We start from the raw sequence: 16,345 nt of genomic DNA, 5'->3' as shown, positions 1-16,345 counted from the left end.
CTCGCCCCCAGGCTTTTATTACTGTCAATCATTACGCCAGCCGTCCGTTTCACCCTTTTTTGGCTTCCGCCAAATTCAGCATTTCCTGTGCGTGATGCAGCGTTTTTTCTGTAATTTCCACGCCGCCCAGCATACGTGCCAATTCCTTCACTCTGCCTTCGTCTGACAGCGATTCCACCTGCGTCATTGTCCGTCCATCGTAGACATGTTTCTCAATGAGATACTGATGATCTGCCATACAAGCCACTTGTGGTAAGTGAGTTATTGAGAAAACCTGACAAGTCGAAGACAAACGGAACAGTTTTTCCGCAATGGATTGAGCTGCTCTACCGCTAACTCCGGTATCAACTTCATCAAAAATCAACACAGGTATCCGGTCATGTCGCGCAAAGATACTCTTCATCGCCAGCATCATTCTCGACAACTCACCACCTGAAGCAATTTTGCCAAGTGGTCGTAATGGCTCGCCCGGGTTTGGTGAGATTAGGAATTCCGCATTGTCCGCACCATGACGATTCAGACGAATACGACGTCCATTCCATTCAATCCCCTTTGGATCTTCGAAAGGAGTAATTTGAACACGCAGTGTAGTCCGCTCCATTTGCAGATCCTTGAGTTCGCTTTCCACCTGTGCAGCAAGTTGCTCGGCGCATTGTTTGCGAACCTTGCTGAGCTCTTCAGCAGACTCCATCACAAGGTTAAGCATTTTGTCACGTTCAGCTCGCAATTTCTCCAGCCGTTCGTCCTTGTTCTCCAGTTGGTCGGTTTCATGGCTAATCTGATCATAATAACTCAGAATAAGTTCAACACTGTCCCCGTATTTCCGTCTGAGGCCAGAAATCAGATTCAGCCTTTGCTCCACTTCTTCCAGCCTTGCCGGATTAAATTCAATCTTCTCCCGGTAATCCCTTAACTGAAATGTCGCATCTTCCAATTGATAAAATGCAGATTGTAGCTGTTCTACGATTGGTTGCAGTCCTTTGCTATCATATCCAGAAATGTCTTCAATTCTTGAAAGAGCAATGCTCACAGCTTCAAGTCCGCGTTGACCACTGAGCAGATCATATGCACCAGCAACACTGTCCATCATTTTCTCACTATGGGATAGTTTGACCCGTTCTTCCCCGAGTAATTCATCCTCGCCTTGTGTAAGGCTTGCTGCTGCGATCTCCTCAAGCTGAAAGCGATACATGTCCAAGAGTTGATATGCCCGCTGACTGGACTCCTGAAGGGCACGCAGTTCTTTTTCCGCCGTGATAAACTTGCTGTAGCGCTCCTGGTACTTCGCTTTGATCGGTCCGATGACTTCCGAGCCATAAGTATCGAGAAGCCCCAGATGGCTCTCAGCGCGTAGCAAACTCTGATGTTCATGTTGTCCATGAATATTGATTAGCTTCTCGCCTACTTCCCGCAGCATGGTCAGATTGACCAATTGCCCATTAATGCGGGACGTACTCTTCCCTTGAGTATTCAACTCACGTCGTATAACCAAATGCTCTTCAGGCTCACAATGGATACCCAATTTCTCTAATGTCTGCCATACCGGATGACTCTGCTCCATCTCGAACAAGGCTTCCATCTCTGCCTTCTCACATCCGTACCGGATCAGATCAGCTGAACTGCGTCCACCGGCAATTAAGCCAAGTGCATCTATAATAATCGACTTACCTGCACCCGTTTCCCCTGAAAGTACATGGAATCCCGGGTGGAATACAACATCCACTTCTTCCACCACAGCCAGATTACGAATCGATAACGTAACTAACATCTGCAAAAACACCTCCGGATAACTAACTCAGATATTATGTTTTTGAACCATTGATTCAAAAGGTTGTTCAAAAAGTCCGCTTTTGATTACGAAGGATGCCTGGTGGCATCATCAGCATCGAATATGGAATTCAGCCGAAATAAGTGGGATGCTTACGAAGTATGTTTCCTTCGGAAACATTGCAGTTGCTCACGTAGTTTCCCTACGCTCCGCTACTCCATTTCTAGCTTCATCCCATCTTCTCGGTACTGAAAACCAATCTTTTTGAACACGCACTTTAAGCAATGTAACCCATGATCCGCTCAATAACGGTCACACTGTTACCTTCAGTCCGGCAGATAATCAGAATGGTGTCATCTCCACAGATCGTGCCCATGACTTCATTCCACTCAATATTATCAAGCAAAGCTGCAATGGAGTTGGCTGTTCCCGGCAAACATTTCATTACAACCAGATTGTTCGTGTGATCAATGTGCAAGAAGTTGTCAACGAGTGCACGCTTCAACTTTTGAATCGGATTATATCGTTGATCTGTCGGTAAAGAGTACTTGTATCTTCCGTCATCCATCGGAATCTTGATTAACAGAAGTTCCTTGATATCCCGGGATACCGTCGCTTGAGTCACCTGAAAACCTGATTTGCGTAGTGCTTCAACCAGATCATCCTGGGTCTCAATTTCATTTTGACTAATGATTTCACGAATCTTGATGTGCCTTTGTCCTTTCATATATGCCTCCAGTTAGATGTATTGCAATAAAGCAGCATTTGTAATTCGCCGCAGACTTTGCCCTGCAATGTTCATTCTTTTATATTAGTCCAGATCATCCCCATCATACACATCTTCCTGATAGTCCATGAGCCTGATTAACTTAATATCGGAATCCTCCACGTCAACATACAGCAATCCTTCACAGCCAGGATATAACAACAGATAATTGAGGAAGCGATCCCTTAGCGCAGGGCCGGTCATATCGATTGGCTGTCTGCGACGAGACGTTTTCACGAGGTATCTGAGATCCTCACGTTCTGCAACATAATCAATGAATAATCTGCTGTAATAAACGGATTCATTGGCCTCAAAAGCCAGAGGGACTTTCATTTTCCCACCGATGACTTCGTAGCCCTGTGCTTCAAGCAAATCCAAGGCCGGGGAATCTTGAATCTTCACGTTCAGTTTCATTCCAGACAAGCTTACCGGCGTCGGTCGGTTCACCCAATTACGCAAGCCAAAGAACAGCCACAAGATCAAACAGACAGCAAGTACACCTATAAAGATTGTGTCATATTGACCATCCATTATCGCTCACCTCGAAGACATATTCGAGGTTCAGTAATGATTTCCCTTTACGTCAATCACCTTTCCAGCGAAAAGAAACCCATCTTATGATGAGTTTCCCGTAAATGTATGAGCTGCTTCCTTTGCAACTTGCTCCGCAAGTGCGTCAAGTGAAGCTGGATCGATCTCTGGTTGTGTTGCCTCTGGTGCTTCCAGACGCCAATGTGCGAGAAATTCTATATTACCTTCTCCACCCGTTATCGGTGAAAAAGTTAAACTCTGCAGATGTAAACCAAGTTGACTGGAAAAATGAAGCATTGTCTGCAATACATCCTTGTGTACCTTCGTATCACGTACTACACCGGACTTGCCTACTTTTTCACGCCCTGCCTCAAATTGAGGTTTAATCAATGCAACGATATCTGCAGGTTGTTTCAAAAGAGCCAGAAGTGGCGGCAATATGATTCGCAGTGAAATGAACGACACATCAATGCTCGCAAAGTTCGGCACGGGTCCCGTCAGATCTTCAGGAGTCACATAGCGGAAATTAGTTCGTTCCATAACGGTAACCCGCTCATCATTACGCAAAGACCAGTCGAGCTGATTATAACCCACATCAATAGCGTAGACGTGAGATGCGCCATGCTGAAGTGCACAGTCCGTAAATCCGCCGGTGGATGAACCAATGTCGAGCATGACAAGTCCGTTCATATCAAGGCCGAAATGACGGATCGCTTTTTCGAGCTTCAATCCGCCTCTACCGACATAGGGATGTACCGAGCCTTTAACTTTCAGCTCGGCTTCCCTTGGAATTTTCATGCCCGCCTTTTCGATCGGCTCATTATTGGCATATACCAGTCCAGCCATGATTGCAGCTTTTGCCTTCTCACGACTTTCATAATAGCCCTGCTCAACCAGCAGAACATCAATTCGTTCTTTCGGGAGTGACATGTCTGTCTCCTATCATGTAAATTTACGAAGGAAAACGTGTTTTGGGTATGCCGTAAGATGATTGAACAGCCATCTTGCGCAGTTCAGCACATACATTTTCAACGGTAAGACCCACTTCCTCACGTTGTTCCTTAATACTGCCATGCTCGATGAAGCGATCCGGAATCCCCATCAATTGTACATGAACATCATGTAGTCCCTGTTCTGCATAAAACTCCAGAACTGCACTACCCATGCTGCCTGCCTGGGATGTTTCTTCAAGTACAATCAATTTGGTGCCTCGAACAGCTAAATCACGCAACATTTGCTCGTCAAGAGGTTTCAGGAAGCGAGCGTTGATTACGCCTGCTGTGATACCTTCCCGCTTCACCATCTCTGCTGCTTCTTCTGCAAGCTGCACCATCGAACCTGAAGCGATGACAGCATATCCCTCGGATGGACGCAGTTGCTCCCATGATCCGATTGGAATCGGAACAAGTACATCATCCAAAGGTACACCGACCACATTATTTCGTGGATAACGGTAAGCAATTGGACCTTCATTATAATCAAGCGCCGTTTTCATCATATGACGCAATTCATTTTCGTCTTTTGGCATCATCAGAACGATATTTGGAATATGGCGCATAAATGCCACATCGTATACCCCTTGATGTGTTTCCCCATCCGGACCAACAAACCCCGCACGGTCAATAGCAAACATCACGTTGGCGTTATGACGGCAAATATCATGTACAATCTGATCATATGCACGTTGCATAAACGTAGAATACACGGCAAAGACCGGCTTCAAGCCTTCCATAGCCAGTGCAGCACACATGGTTGCCGCATGCTGTTCTGCGATCCCTACGTCAATCATGCGGTCAGGAAATTCCTTACTAAAAGGAATGAGACCTGATCCTGTAGGCATTGCTGGCGTTACCGCTACGACCCGCTTATCCTGCTTCGCAAGATCAATTAACGTTTGACCGAATACTTCCGTGTACATCGGTTTTCCGACTGCCTTCAGCACTTGACCGGATTCAATTTTGTACGGAGAAATCCCGTGCCACTTGTGCGAATCGGCTTCTGCTGGCTGATAACCTTTGCCTTTGGTCGTGAGCACGTGAACGAGCACAGGGCCATCAACGTTATCTGCCTGTTTGAAGGTTTCGATCAATTTGGGAATATCATGCCCATCAATCGGTCCCAAATACGTGAAGCCCAGTTCTTCGAAAAGAACACCTGGTACCATCATATATTTGACACTATCTTTGATCCAGCTTGCCGATTTGGCCAAACGGTCCCCAATAGCAGGAATTTTTTTAAGCATGCCCTCGACATCATCTTTTGCTTTCAGATAATGACGATCCGAACGAATCTTGCTCAAATATTTATGCATGGCCCCAACGTTTGGAGCAATGGACATTTCATTATCATTCAGAATAACCATCAGTTTTCTCTGCTCATGACCGATATGATTGAGGGCTTCAAAAGCCATACCACCTGTAAGCGCTCCATCACCAATCATCGCGATAACTTGGTTGTCCTCACCCTTCAGATCACGTGCAAGGGCCATCCCCATCGCAGCAGACAATGAAGTACTGCTGTGTCCAGCTTCCCATACGTCATGTTCACTTTCGTTGCGTTTGACAAACCCGCACAGACCGTTATGTTGACGCAATGTATCAAAGCGATCCATACGCCCTGTCAGGACTTTATGCACATAAGCCTGATGCCCTACATCAAAAATCATTTTGTCTGCTGGACTGTTGTAGCAGTAATGCAGGGCTACCGTGAGCTCAACCACGCCTAAGTTGGGTGCGAGATGCCCACCTGTAACAGACAGTTTCTCAATCAGAAACTGCCGGATCTCTGCCGACAAAAGGGCAAGATCATCCTGAGACATCGACTTTAGATCACTGGGTTGTTTAATTTGTGGAAGCAGCACGAGAATCTCCCCGCTTTCCTAGATTGTTTAGTTATTGTTGTAAATCGATATATACATTATGAATCAAATGACATTAAATCATTATAACATAAAAGAACAAGAATCATAATTTACTGCACTATACTCCCGATAACGAGCATTCTCGCCAGCAAGTTATTTAAAATTCTTCTCCATATGTATTCCCGCATCCACTCGGGACAGCTCTTTCCACCTACTCGGAAAAAGGACATTACATTCATTACACGGCTATACAGGTTTTGAAACAGACCGCTCCGTCAGAATCTAATGGTCTCGACTCATCAGATAATCTGCAATTTCCAGCAATCTGGATGCATCAGGTAACTCGGCTCTTTCAAGTGCGTCTTTGGCAGATTGGGTAAGGGATTTCACTTCATCTACAGAAGCCTCCATGCCAATAAAATAAGGATATGTTACCTTCTGCTGATTCACATCGCTCTGTGTTTTCTTGCCCATCTTCTGCTCGTCACCCGTCAGGTCGAGAATATCATCCTGAATCTGAAATGCCAGCCCCAGATCACGGCCAAACACACGTAAGGCTTCCAATTGTCCCTCCGTTGCTCCACCAATTCGTGCTCCAGCAATGAGTGAGAAAACAATCAGATCACCCGTTTTGTGCAAATGGATATATTGGAGCTGTGAAAGATCGGTCATGCCTTGCTCGCCTTCCATATCCGCGACTTGGCCGCCGACCATGCCTCTTGCTCCAGCAAGTTCGGACATGTCCTCTACGATGGACAGTAACGCATCTGCCGCCACACCGCTACGGCGTCCAGCTTGAACAATGCTATAAAAAGCATGAGTTAGCAACGCATCGCCCGCCAATATGGCTGTTGCTTCACCATATACCTTATGATTCGTTAATTTTCCCCTGCGGTAATCATCATTATCCATAGCAGGCAGGTCGTCGTGGATCAGTGAATACGTATGAACCATCTCCACGGCGCAGGCTACCGGCATTGCAGCTGTACGCTGTGCACCGAAGGCTTCCGCCGCAGCAACGACCAGAAGAGGACGAAGGCGTTTGCCTCCGGCCATAAGTGAGTACTGCATCGCATCCGTCAACGATTGGGGTACATCCCAGTGATCGGGAAGCGTATGTTTCAACGCTTCTGTCACCTCAGCTGTGACCTCTTCGAGGTATGCTTGAAACGAAGGACGATTACTCATGGACTTCACCGCTCTCATCGTCAGCAGTTCCGAAAGGCTTCTTGCGAAGCTCTCCATCTTCTTCTACGATCATCTCGATCTTGCGTTCCACTTGTTCCAGCTTCAAACCGCAAAGTTGCGAAAGTTTCATCCCGCGTTGAAACAGATCGATGGCCTGTTCCAACGGAACATCACCATGTTCCAGCTGACCTACGATGTCTTCCAATGCCGCCATTGCCTCTTCAAAATTCAATTCCGGTTCATTCGCCATGGGTATTGTCGTCCTCCTTCATTCCCCAAACCTGACAGTCCAGCTGTCCGTCTGTTAATTTAATCTTAATTGAATCTCCAGGCTGTACATCCTTCGTCGACTTGATCAATCGCTGTTCTTGCTCGTCATAGACAAGGCTGTATCCCCGTGACATGACTTTAAGCGGGCTAAGCGCATCCAGATGCCGCACAGATGATTTCCACTGTTGCTGCTTCGATCTGGCTATAGACCTGATCGCAAGTTCAAGTTGTCTGCGTGCTGCCGCATTCTCACGGCGTGCTGCATTGACCTGCTCACGAGGATTGAACCGTTGCAGTGCTGCCCGCAGACGCTCCTGCTTCTCTCCTGTCCATTTCATACGTGTATCGACTGTTCTCAAAAGCCGTTGGTGCATCATATCCAGTCGTTCCGTATGCTGCATCAAGGTACGTCTTGGATGCACCAGCACTGGCGAACGCTGTAATCTTGCGAGCCGTTCACGATTATGTACAGCACGCTGACGTAAGCTGTGCTGTAACTGGCGCTGACGTTGTCCGATCTGATCAAGCAACTCAGCTCTATTAGGTACAGCTAATTCAGCAGCTGCTGTAGGTGTAGCCGCACGCAAATCGGCTGCAAAATCAGCAATAGTGAAGTCCGTTTCGTGCCCAACCGCAGAAATGACAGGAATATCCGAAGCAACTATTGCTCTTGCCACAACCTCCTCATTAAAGGCCCACAACTCCTCCAGTGAACCGCCTCCGCGTCCAACGATAAGTACATCGGCTTCTCCCATCCGGTTCAGGTTGCCAATCGCTTTGACAATGGAAGGTGCTGCACCCTTCCCTTGAACCAGAACAGGATATAAAACAACTTTGGCAGAAGGGTATCTGCGCTGGAGTGTGATCATAATGTCTCGCACCGCCGCTCCCGTCGGTGAAGTTACAACCCCGATGGTCTGTGGATAACGAGGGATCTGTCTTTTTCGAGAAGGTGAAAATAACCCTTCATCCTCAAGCTTTTTCTTCAGCTGTTCGTAAGCCAGATACAGACTTCCAATTCCGTCCGGCTGCATATGGGTAGCATAGAATTGATACTGCCCATCCCGTTCATACACCGAGACATTACCACGGGCAATAACCCTTGCACCCTCCTTCGGTACAAAGGGTAATCGCTGGTTATGGGACGCAAACATAATTGACTTGATCCGGCTGTCCTTGTCCTTCAATGTAAAATACATATGGCCGCTGGAGTGATGTGTGAAATTCGAAATCTCCCCGCGCAGCCAGACGTCCGACAGGACCTGATCCGATTCCAGTTTCATCCGGATGTATCGGTTCAGGTCTTTGATGGAGTAGATCTTTTGATCTGCCACAGACAAAACCCTAGGCCAATCCGTGAGCGCGCTTGGCAGCGATCAATGTATTTTGCATCAGCATTGTGATTGTCATCGGACCAACACCGCCAGGAACGGGTGTAATTGGACCAGAAACTTCTTTCACACTCTCGAAATCAACGTCTCCTGCCAGTTTGCCATTATCCAAACGGTTCATGCCGACATCGATAACAACAGCACCTGGTTTCACAAAATCAGCATCCACAAAATTAGCACGGCCGATGGCTACAACTAAAATGTCCGCCTGACGTGTAATTTCTTTCATGTTGGCTGTACGGGAATGACACATGGTTACCGTCGCATTCTCACGTTGGAGCAACAGCGATACCGGTTTGCCAACGATGTTGCTTCTTCCGATAACCACTGCATGTTTACCGGACATTTCCAGTCCAGTACGTTTGATCAGTTCAATTACACCCGCTGGGGTACATGGAAGCAGACTATCGTCTCCAATTACGAGATTACCAACATTGACTGGATGGAATCCGTCTACGTCTTTATCCACGGCAATTGCATCAATGACCGCTTTCTCTTCGATATGCTTCGGTAGTGGGAGTTGAACCAAAATTCCGTTAATGGATTGTTGATTGTTCAACTTGTCCACCAGCGCAAGCAGATCTTCTTGGGACGTATCTGCATCCAAGCGATGTACTTCGGAGTAGAAACCGAGGTCGTGACATGCTTTTTCTTTATTACGCACATAGACTTGGGATGCCGGATCTTCCCCGACGAGCACAACAGCCAGACCAGGTACTACCCCCTGTTCGCTAAGCTGTTTTACTTCTGTTGTCATGCTTGCGCGGATCTCTTGGGATACTTCTTTACCGTTAATAATAGATGCTGTCATTGTACTCTCTCTCCCTTATGTGAATATAAATTTAGAGGTTGTTCAAAAAGCCCGCTTTTGATTACGAAGGTTACTGAAAACCGGTCTTTTTGAACACACACTATAATTAATCATAACTTAAGATAATTTTGCTTTAATCGCGTCAACTTCCTGAATCATGCGTCCAAGTACACCATTGACGAATTTACCGGATTCTTCTGTACCAAAATATTTGGACAGTTCAATTGCTTCATTGACCGATACCTTTGCCGGGATGTCATCACGGAATACCATTTCATACGTTGACAGTCGTAGAATCTGGCGATCTACACGTGACAGACGGCTGATCTGCCAACCTTTCAAATAATCCACAAGCAAACCGTCAATGGCTTCCTTATTGTTCCAGGCTCCTTGTACAATCTCAGTAACATAAGTACGCATTACATCTTCATCGCGAATAACTACTTCGGTTTCATTATCTTCAGCAGCTTCATTGATCAACATGTTCACAGCTTCTGCTGCACCTACCTCATTCATTTCCATCTGATACAGACTTTGTACTGCAATTTCCCTTGCCAAACGTCTTTTCATGTCCTGCCTCCTGCAGCGCTCCGTCTGGAGCGTCATCATGCTTATTTTAAAATCATGCAAACATCACATCTTATCCAGTATCGGTTAGATCGATGGCTTACACGGTATTGTTATTGTTATCCCTTTTCACAAAAAAACCTGCAATACGTTTCCTCCAAAAAACGGGCAACCTAAACTACAGCTCTATTTTCGGAAGAAACATATTGCAGGGTTCAGGTAGGTCACTTAAACGGACGCCAGCGATCGCCCAGCCATTGTCCCCACTCCCTCCAGGGAATGGACGAACCCAGCTTCGAATCGCTTCGTCTGCCTAACGTATAACCGATGAACACCAAGAGTGCAAAGAACAACATATCCCAAAAACCGATCCATACATAAAGAAATCCAAAAAAGATGCCGCCGATAATTCCGGTAATTCGGCCTCTGTGACTATCCCAAATCTCTTTCCACAGCATCAGTGAAACTCACCTCATTCCACTCGACTCTTGTAGTTAGGCGACTGGGTTACATTAGCGATATACACCGTGACAAAAGAAACCGGGATGCCCGTAATCTCTTGCACATGATCATGTATCGCCTTTTGCAGATCAGAAGTCAGCGCAGGAATAGGTGTCTCACCATCCACTACTGCACGGATCATAATCTCCAGTCCTGACTCAACCACACGTATGCGTGCCTTGACATCACGTACTCCCCGGAAACGGGAAGTTGCCTTCAAACAGAGATTCTCAATCGTCTCCATCGAAATCTGTACATCACCAAACTCAGTACGTTGATCTACAGACGGCAACGATGCACGCTCACGCCGAACCGAGATGTAGAAAAATCGCAAACTCAGGATAAACAAAATCGCTGCTGCAATAACCGACGCAACAATAACGTTTTGTTCCTGCTGGTAATTCAATTCGTAAGGCAGCACACCGCTAATCAGAAGAATGACGGCTGCCGATATTGCTCCAACGCTTATGCTGTATATAAACAACAGAAGCCGATCCAGTATTTTAGCCACGAACTGCACAGCCTCCCTTGCTCACTAACATTACTTAACCTGTTCACTAGCAAAAAATCAGATCCTCATCTAGCTTTCGCTATAATGAAGACCTGTCCAAGACGGGATAACCCCCGGCAGATGATGCCGGGGGAATCTGTCTTCTTTTATTTTACGCGCTGACTGTTCAGGTCGATCTCTTCCACTTTCTCGGTGCTCTTGAACTGAACGTCATGAATGTGCACATTCACTTCATTCACATTCAATCCTGTCATGTTCTCGATGGAACGTTTCACGTTCTGTTGAATCTCCGTAGCTACTTGTGGCAGACGGTATCCGTACTCGATAATTACGGAAACATCAACTGCAGCTTCACGTTGGCCCACTTCAACTTTAACGCCTTTGGAAAGGTTTTTGCGACCAAGCAATTCAGCAAACCCGCCAGCGAATCCGCCACTCATGCCTGCAACACCTTTCACTTCAAGGGTCGCCAATCCAGCAATCACTTCAATAACTTCAGGTGCGATCTGGATTTCACCGATATCCGTTCGTTCAAATTCAGTCGGTAGTGTACTCATAACTGTTCAACACACCTTTCGCGAGATAAGTTTGCGGCCATCCGTCAGGGCGCTGGACTCAGGTTAATCAACCTTCAGAACCCTTCCGGTCCGGCTTTACCGGAACTCCTGCAAACATCCGCGAGGTGCGGGCTTATCCTTTGCAGGAGACATGCGCTCTTATTATTCATACTATATCATTTGGGCTACATTATGACAAACAAGCCCAATATACCTTTTAAATCTCGTTTTCCTCAAGAAATTTGATATCAAAGTCACCGCGAATGAACGTTGGGTGCTCCAGCAATTTCTGATGGAAAGGAATAGTTGTAGATATGCCTTCAATCGCAAATTCCCCAAGCGCACGTTTCATCTTGGCAATCGCCTCTTCACGATTCGCTCCCCACACGATCAATTTTGCAATCATGGAGTCATAGAAAGGTGAAATGGTATAACCCGGATAAGCAGCACTATCTACACGAACGCCAGGTCCTCCCGGTGCAAGGTAGAATCCGATTTTGCCTGGTGATGGCATAAAGTTACGGTCCGGATCTTCTGCATTGATACGACATTCAATGGACCAGCCATTGATAACCACGTCTTCCTGACGGAATGAGAGTGGGTTGCCTTCAGCTACCGAGATCATCTCACGGATCAGATCCACGCCAGTAACCATCTCAGTCACCGGGTGCTCTACCTGAATACGCGTATTCATCTCCATGAAATAGAACTCGCCATTCGGGCTGAGCAGGAACTCCAATGTACCCGCTCCCGAGTAATCCACAGCAAGGGCAGCCCGTACCGCAGCTTCACCCATCAGTGTCCGCACATCTTCGGAGAGAATCGGACACGGAGCTTCTTCTACCAATTTCTGGCGACGACGCTGAACCGAGCAATCACGCTCTCCCAAATGTGCTGCATTTCCGTGTTTATCAGCAATGATCTGAATTTCCACGTGTTTCATACCTGTCAGGAATTTCTCCAGATATACACCTGCATTGCCAAATGCCTTTTGTGCTTCTTGCTGAGCAGCGGTAATCTGCTTAATCAGCGTTTCTTCATCTTCGGCAATACGAATTCCCTTACCTCCGCCACCAGCAGTAGCTTTGATAATGATAGGATATCCGATATCTCTAGCAATCATGATGGCTTCATCCATATTTTCAACAAGGCCGTCTGATCCAGGAATAACAGGTACTCCTGCATCTTTCATCGTCTGTTTGGCAACAGCCTTGTCTCCCATTTTGGTAATGGCTTCGGGTGAAGGCCCGATGAATGTAATATTGCAAGACTCACAAATTTCCGCAAAATCAGCATTCTCCGCCAAAAAACCGTATCCAGGGTGGATTGCATCACATTCCGTCAGCGTAGCTACACTCATCAGGTTTGTGAAGTTGAGGTAACTGTCCTTAGACAGTGTCGGTCCGATACAATAAGCCTCATCTGCAAGACGAACATGCAGAGAATCCTTGTCCGCTTCCGAGTAGACGGCTACCGTTGAGATACCGATTTCACGGCAGGCACGAATAATACGTACCGCAATCTCTCCACGGTTCGCAATCAGTATTTTTTGAAATTTCATTTCGTTTTGTCCTCCTTCGAAGCTCATGCGGTTAGCTGTTTACCAGCTATAACGGTTATTCCGGTTTCACCAGGAAAAGGGGCTGCCCATACTCGACCAGCTGTCCGTTCTCAACCAGCACTTCAACGATTTCTCCCTTGATGTCCGCATCAAGCTCGTTCATCAGCTTCATAGCTTCGATGATACATACCGTTGTTTTCTCAACAACTTTATCACCAGCGCTCACAAAAGGACCCGCTTCCGGCGAGGAAGCTCTGTAAAAAGTACCTACCATCGGAGATACAATTTTATGTAAATGACTTGTAGTATCGACCTGCGGTGCAGCTTCACTTACCACTGCTGCCGGCTGTACTTGCGGAGCAGCAATCATTTGCGGTTGCACAGCAGCTGCTTGAACATACTCCGTTTTGCCCGGTTTGCGGATTGATAACCGTGATCCTTCATTTTCAATTTCCAACTCTTGAACGGAACTTTCATCTACCAGTTTAATCAGTTCTTTGATTTCACTCAATTTAAACATTTCCATTATTCACTCCTTCGGCATCATGCCAGTCTCACTAGGACGGTCATATGGCTTTATGTATTATATCATAATCATTAAAAATGGAAAGAGCCCGAGAGTACAACCAGCTCCCGGGACTGCATTTCCATGATTTGGATTACTGTTCTGTGACGTATTGCACGCTGATTTTGTTCTGTGAAACCGCCAATTCTTTCATGACCAGATCCACAATGGATACCGCCTGTTTTACATCCAGTTTGTCACTGAGGACCACAACTTTATACTTGTCGGAATCTTCTTGAACGATCGCATTAGCGTACTGTTGAGAGAGCGTCTCCTCAATGCCAGTGATTTTAGCTTCTTTTTCTTCCAGTGTACGGAGTTGCTCGGTTGCTTTGGCATTCTCCTCTGGCGTTTTGCTCAGATCACCTGCCACGGTCATCAGTTCCTCATACTTACGATTGTTGCTTTCCTCACGTTGCCACTGGTAGTTCTGGAACTGGCTGCTCGCAGATGCTGTCGTATTCTGCTCTTCCATTTCCTTGAGGACTTCCTCATCTGTCTTGGTTGCAGTGCTGCCTGCCTGACCGTCTGTCTCCGGTGTAGTTGTTGCCCCTTTGTCGGTCTCTTTGTTGGTTTCCTTGCCTGCCTCGCCCTTATTCTCGCCTGGTTCGACAGCAGGTGTTTTCTCTGTATTTCCAGCTTCTTTACCTTCCGTAGCCGCCGGTTCTTCCACAGCGCCAGCCGCACTTGGATCACTTTCAACTTCGCCGCTATTCACCACTTCATTTACAACCAAACCTTCTGTAGGATCAAGAATGCCTGCCGTCTCCTTTGCTTCCCCCTGTTTGATTCCATCCACTTGCTGACTGTCAGCCACCGGCGCGTTGACTGGACCGGAATCCTCAGTGAACAGATAATACGCGGACAAAATGACCATCAGACTCAGCATGGAAACGAGCCATACCGTTTGACGTTTGTTATTCATTAGAACTTCCTCCTCAAATTGGCTTCAATCTTATGAGAATTGAATCTTGTGATTCAACACATCAGATTAGTCTTGTTTGCGCGGTACAACCGAGATCCGGTAGGCTGCCACATTCAGTCCTTTTTCCACAGCATCGGTTATCAGGTCCTTCACAACCTTGTTCTCTGCACCCCTCGCAACCACAAGCACCCCACGGATCTGCGGTTTGAGCTTTTTGGTCACTATAGGTGTCTGATCCCCTGCTATTTCGTAAGTAATAATCTCGCCATCACGGGTATATTGCGTCATATGCCGTTTGCCCCCGCTAGCATCGGTTTCTTCGGTAAGTTGCTGAGAATCCTTCACGTTCCGCTGAACGACCAATTCTTCTGTGGAATCCACGGTAACCATAACATCAACCGTTCCCACACCAACAATGTTTTCCAGCACACCTTTGATTTTGTCTTCAAATGCAATTTCGATCGCCTGAAAAGGATTCTGTTCCGACGGATCACTCTGTATGGATGCCATGGATGTTGCCGGGTCCGGTGGTTCCCGACCGATATTTTCGGAATCAATTTTTTTGACATTGACGAAGGAATTGAACAGCATGATTCCCACCCCGATCAAACCCAGGATAATCAGCCAGCGGAAGGTTTGACTTCGCCTTGCCCCACCCTCTCCGCCACCCATCCAGGTTTCCATCTTTTTGAACCATTGTTTCATCGGACACCCTCCTTCTCAGAGCACTCCAGCACTTTTTGGTTCTGTCACTTGAACGTTGTTTGCATCAACATCCCACTTTTCAGTCAACAATGTAATAATCTGCACCGCATGTTCGGACCTTGTGGATGTCTCACCTTGCTGCTTCGTCTCATCTGCTTGATCACGTATAACAGGCTCGGAAGACGCTTCATTTCCATCACGTTGCCCTCTACTCACATCAATCTGAACATCAGGCACTTCAATCTGACCGATCTGGATGGGCTGCTGTATTTGATGTGATTTATCCTTCTCGACTTCTGTGTCTGTTCCAAATATGGGTTGTGTGTTAGCAGCGACTTCTTGCTGCCCTGCCTTCACTTCTCCTTCTACACCCTCTCCGGCCATCTCGACCAACACACGCTGGATCACAGGCAGTTCGACTGATGAGGCAGCTTCCATCTCCGTTTCATATTTACTCATGGTCAGCTGTACCTCTACGGACCGCACCTTGGCTCCTGTTGTTTCTTCAATCTGACCTTTCATGACATTAGCCAGTTCTTTGGCTGTCCATTGTAAGGATTGTTCCTGTTCATTGGATTGTAGCCGTTTGCCCTGAGCTAATATCTGTTCGAGTGTCGCATTCCCATTCGATGGAGCATCCATTGCAGACATTGCCCGTTTCAGTTCGCCAACTGGATCACTTTTGAGCAGCTTGGTTATGGGTGATAAAAGGGTCAGCAGGATGAGAAGGCTCAGCACAAGCTTGACATAACGTTCCATGGATCGATTGGGCAACAACATATCCACAAAAGTCGCCAGCAGAACGATCATAATCAATTCCTGGAGCCAGTTGCTCAGCCACCCCATCCTTTCCACCCCCTTTCTTGCC

The 16,345-nt window shown here is 46.8% G+C and carries 18 protein-coding genes; all 18 read right to left on the bottom strand.

The annotated features are described in order from the left end of the window. Positions 1-49: 49 nt before the first annotated feature. Positions 50-1,768, bottom strand: a complete 1,719-nt coding sequence (gene recN / locus PAEAM_RS08195; RefSeq protein WP_100527189.1) for a DNA repair protein RecN — start codon at positions 1,766-1,768, stop codon at positions 50-52. A 277-nt stretch (positions 1,769-2,045) separates the two neighbouring features. Beyond that, complete coding sequence (gene ahrC / locus PAEAM_RS08190; protein ID WP_017687604.1) at positions 2,046-2,495, bottom strand: transcriptional regulator AhrC/ArgR; 450 nt, start codon at positions 2,493-2,495, stop codon at positions 2,046-2,048. An 84-nt stretch (positions 2,496-2,579) separates the two neighbouring features. Further along, a complete protein-coding gene (locus PAEAM_RS08185; RefSeq protein ID WP_100527188.1) occupies positions 2,580-3,065 on the bottom strand; it encodes a hypothetical protein in 486 nt (161 codons plus the stop codon). A gap of 84 nt (positions 3,066-3,149) precedes the next feature. Continuing rightward, on the bottom strand, positions 3,150-3,995 hold the full coding sequence (locus PAEAM_RS08180) for a TlyA family RNA methyltransferase (protein WP_076251028.1): 846 nt from the start codon (positions 3,993-3,995) through the stop codon (positions 3,150-3,152). Positions 3,996-4,017: 22 nt separating this feature from the next. Next, positions 4,018-5,925 carry a 1-deoxy-D-xylulose-5-phosphate synthase gene (dxs, locus tag PAEAM_RS08175; protein ID WP_036614362.1) on the bottom strand — a complete coding sequence of 636 codons (1,908 nt, stop codon included), beginning with the start codon at positions 5,923-5,925 and terminating at the stop codon, positions 4,018-4,020. 282 nt (positions 5,926-6,207) lie between these two features. After that, entirely contained in the window at positions 6,208-7,113 is a 906-nt protein-coding gene (locus PAEAM_RS08170) for a polyprenyl synthetase family protein (protein WP_373865046.1), read from the bottom strand. Continuing rightward, positions 7,106-7,363 (bottom strand): exodeoxyribonuclease VII small subunit, encoded by a 258-nt coding sequence (gene xseB, locus PAEAM_RS08165; RefSeq protein WP_017687599.1) that lies wholly within the window; start codon positions 7,361-7,363, stop codon positions 7,106-7,108. The genes PAEAM_RS08170 and xseB overlap by 8 nt, the downstream gene beginning before the upstream one ends. After that, positions 7,353-8,717: an exodeoxyribonuclease VII large subunit gene (xseA, locus tag PAEAM_RS08160; RefSeq protein ID WP_100527186.1), complete on the bottom strand. Its 1,365-nt coding sequence runs from the start codon at positions 8,715-8,717 to the stop codon at positions 7,353-7,355. Before xseA ends, xseB begins: the two co-directional genes overlap by 11 nt. A gap of 10 nt (positions 8,718-8,727) precedes the next feature. Continuing rightward, a complete protein-coding gene (gene folD, locus PAEAM_RS08155; RefSeq protein ID WP_036675001.1) occupies positions 8,728-9,585 on the bottom strand; it encodes a bifunctional methylenetetrahydrofolate dehydrogenase/methenyltetrahydrofolate cyclohydrolase FolD in 858 nt (285 codons plus the stop codon). A gap of 117 nt (positions 9,586-9,702) precedes the next feature. Beyond that, a complete protein-coding gene (nusB, locus tag PAEAM_RS08150; RefSeq protein WP_036675000.1) occupies positions 9,703-10,155 on the bottom strand; it encodes a transcription antitermination factor NusB in 453 nt (150 codons plus the stop codon). Between the two features lie 221 nt (positions 10,156-10,376). Then, on the bottom strand, positions 10,377-10,610 hold the full coding sequence (locus PAEAM_RS08145; RefSeq protein WP_017687595.1) for a DUF2273 domain-containing protein: 234 nt from the start codon (positions 10,608-10,610) through the stop codon (positions 10,377-10,379). Between the two features lie 14 nt (positions 10,611-10,624). Then, positions 10,625-11,164 (bottom strand): alkaline shock response membrane anchor protein AmaP, encoded by a 540-nt coding sequence (gene amaP, locus PAEAM_RS08140; RefSeq protein ID WP_017687594.1) that lies wholly within the window; start codon positions 11,162-11,164, stop codon positions 10,625-10,627. A 146-nt stretch (positions 11,165-11,310) separates the two neighbouring features. Next, entirely contained in the window at positions 11,311-11,721 is a 411-nt protein-coding gene (locus PAEAM_RS08135; protein ID WP_017687593.1) for an Asp23/Gls24 family envelope stress response protein, read from the bottom strand. Between the two features lie 217 nt (positions 11,722-11,938). Then, a complete protein-coding gene (gene accC / locus PAEAM_RS08130) occupies positions 11,939-13,282 on the bottom strand; it encodes an acetyl-CoA carboxylase biotin carboxylase subunit (protein WP_036614375.1) in 1,344 nt (447 codons plus the stop codon). 55 nt (positions 13,283-13,337) lie between these two features. Then, positions 13,338-13,802 carry an acetyl-CoA carboxylase biotin carboxyl carrier protein gene (gene accB, locus PAEAM_RS08125; RefSeq protein ID WP_036614903.1) on the bottom strand — a complete coding sequence of 155 codons (465 nt, stop codon included), beginning with the start codon at positions 13,800-13,802 and terminating at the stop codon, positions 13,338-13,340. 139 nt (positions 13,803-13,941) lie between these two features. Then, positions 13,942-14,772, bottom strand: coding sequence for a SpoIIIAH-like family protein (locus PAEAM_RS08120; RefSeq protein ID WP_036614378.1), 831 nt, complete (start codon positions 14,770-14,772; stop codon positions 13,942-13,944). Between the two features lie 66 nt (positions 14,773-14,838). Continuing rightward, positions 14,839-15,477, bottom strand: coding sequence for a stage III sporulation protein AG (gene spoIIIAG, locus PAEAM_RS08115; RefSeq protein ID WP_036614381.1), 639 nt, complete (start codon positions 15,475-15,477; stop codon positions 14,839-14,841). A 15-nt stretch (positions 15,478-15,492) separates the two neighbouring features. Beyond that, positions 15,493-16,323, bottom strand: a complete 831-nt coding sequence (gene spoIIIAF, locus PAEAM_RS08110) for a stage III sporulation protein AF (protein WP_165789861.1) — start codon at positions 16,321-16,323, stop codon at positions 15,493-15,495. Positions 16,324-16,345: the final 22 nt, after the last annotated feature.

It is taken from the genome of Paenibacillus sp. GM1FR (genome assembly GCF_002803315.1).
In the GTDB taxonomy this organism is placed as follows: domain Bacteria; phylum Bacillota; class Bacilli; order Paenibacillales; family Paenibacillaceae; genus Paenibacillus; species Paenibacillus amylolyticus.
Note: the sequence above shows the minus strand (reverse complement) of the source record. Positions and strands in the feature narration are given on the sequence as shown.

Bases quoted from the DNA above. Each gene is read 5' to 3' on its own strand.
- spoIIIAG (WP_036614381.1), bottom strand. From the start codon at position 15,477: ATGAAACAATGGTTCAAAAAGATGGAAACCTGGATGGGTGGCGGAGAG.
- PAEAM_RS08180 (WP_076251028.1), bottom strand. From the start codon at position 3,995: ATGTCACTCCCGAAAGAACGAATTGATGTTCTGCTGGTTGAGCAGGGC.
- folD (WP_036675001.1), bottom strand. From the start codon at position 9,585: ATGACAGCATCTATTATTAACGGTAAAGAAGTATCCCAAGAGATCCGC.
- PAEAM_RS08145 (WP_017687595.1), bottom strand. From the start codon at position 10,610: ATGCTGTGGAAAGAGATTTGGGATAGTCACAGAGGCCGAATTACCGGA.
- spoIIIAF (WP_165789861.1), bottom strand. From the start codon at position 16,323: ATGGGGTGGCTGAGCAACTGGCTCCAGGAATTGATTATGATCGTTCTG.
- xseB (WP_017687599.1), bottom strand. From the start codon at position 7,363: ATGGCGAATGAACCGGAATTGAATTTTGAAGAGGCAATGGCGGCATTG.
- accB (WP_036614903.1), bottom strand. From the start codon at position 13,802: ATGTTTAAATTGAGTGAAATCAAAGAACTGATTAAACTGGTAGATGAA.
- PAEAM_RS08120 (WP_036614378.1), bottom strand. From the start codon at position 14,772: ATGAATAACAAACGTCAAACGGTATGGCTCGTTTCCATGCTGAGTCTG.
- accC (WP_036614375.1), bottom strand. From the start codon at position 13,282: ATGAAATTTCAAAAAATACTGATTGCGAACCGTGGAGAGATTGCGGTA.
- PAEAM_RS08170 (WP_373865046.1), bottom strand. From the start codon at position 7,113: ATGAGTAATCGTCCTTCGTTTCAAGCATACCTCGAAGAGGTCACAGCT.
- recN (WP_100527189.1), bottom strand. From the start codon at position 1,768: ATGTTAGTTACGTTATCGATTCGTAATCTGGCTGTGGTGGAAGAAGTG.
- PAEAM_RS08185 (WP_100527188.1), bottom strand. From the start codon at position 3,065: ATGGATGGTCAATATGACACAATCTTTATAGGTGTACTTGCTGTCTGT.
- ahrC (WP_017687604.1), bottom strand. From the start codon at position 2,495: ATGAAAGGACAAAGGCACATCAAGATTCGTGAAATCATTAGTCAAAAT.
- PAEAM_RS08135 (WP_017687593.1), bottom strand. From the start codon at position 11,721: ATGAGTACACTACCGACTGAATTTGAACGAACGGATATCGGTGAAATC.
- nusB (WP_036675000.1), bottom strand. From the start codon at position 10,155: ATGAAAAGACGTTTGGCAAGGGAAATTGCAGTACAAAGTCTGTATCAG.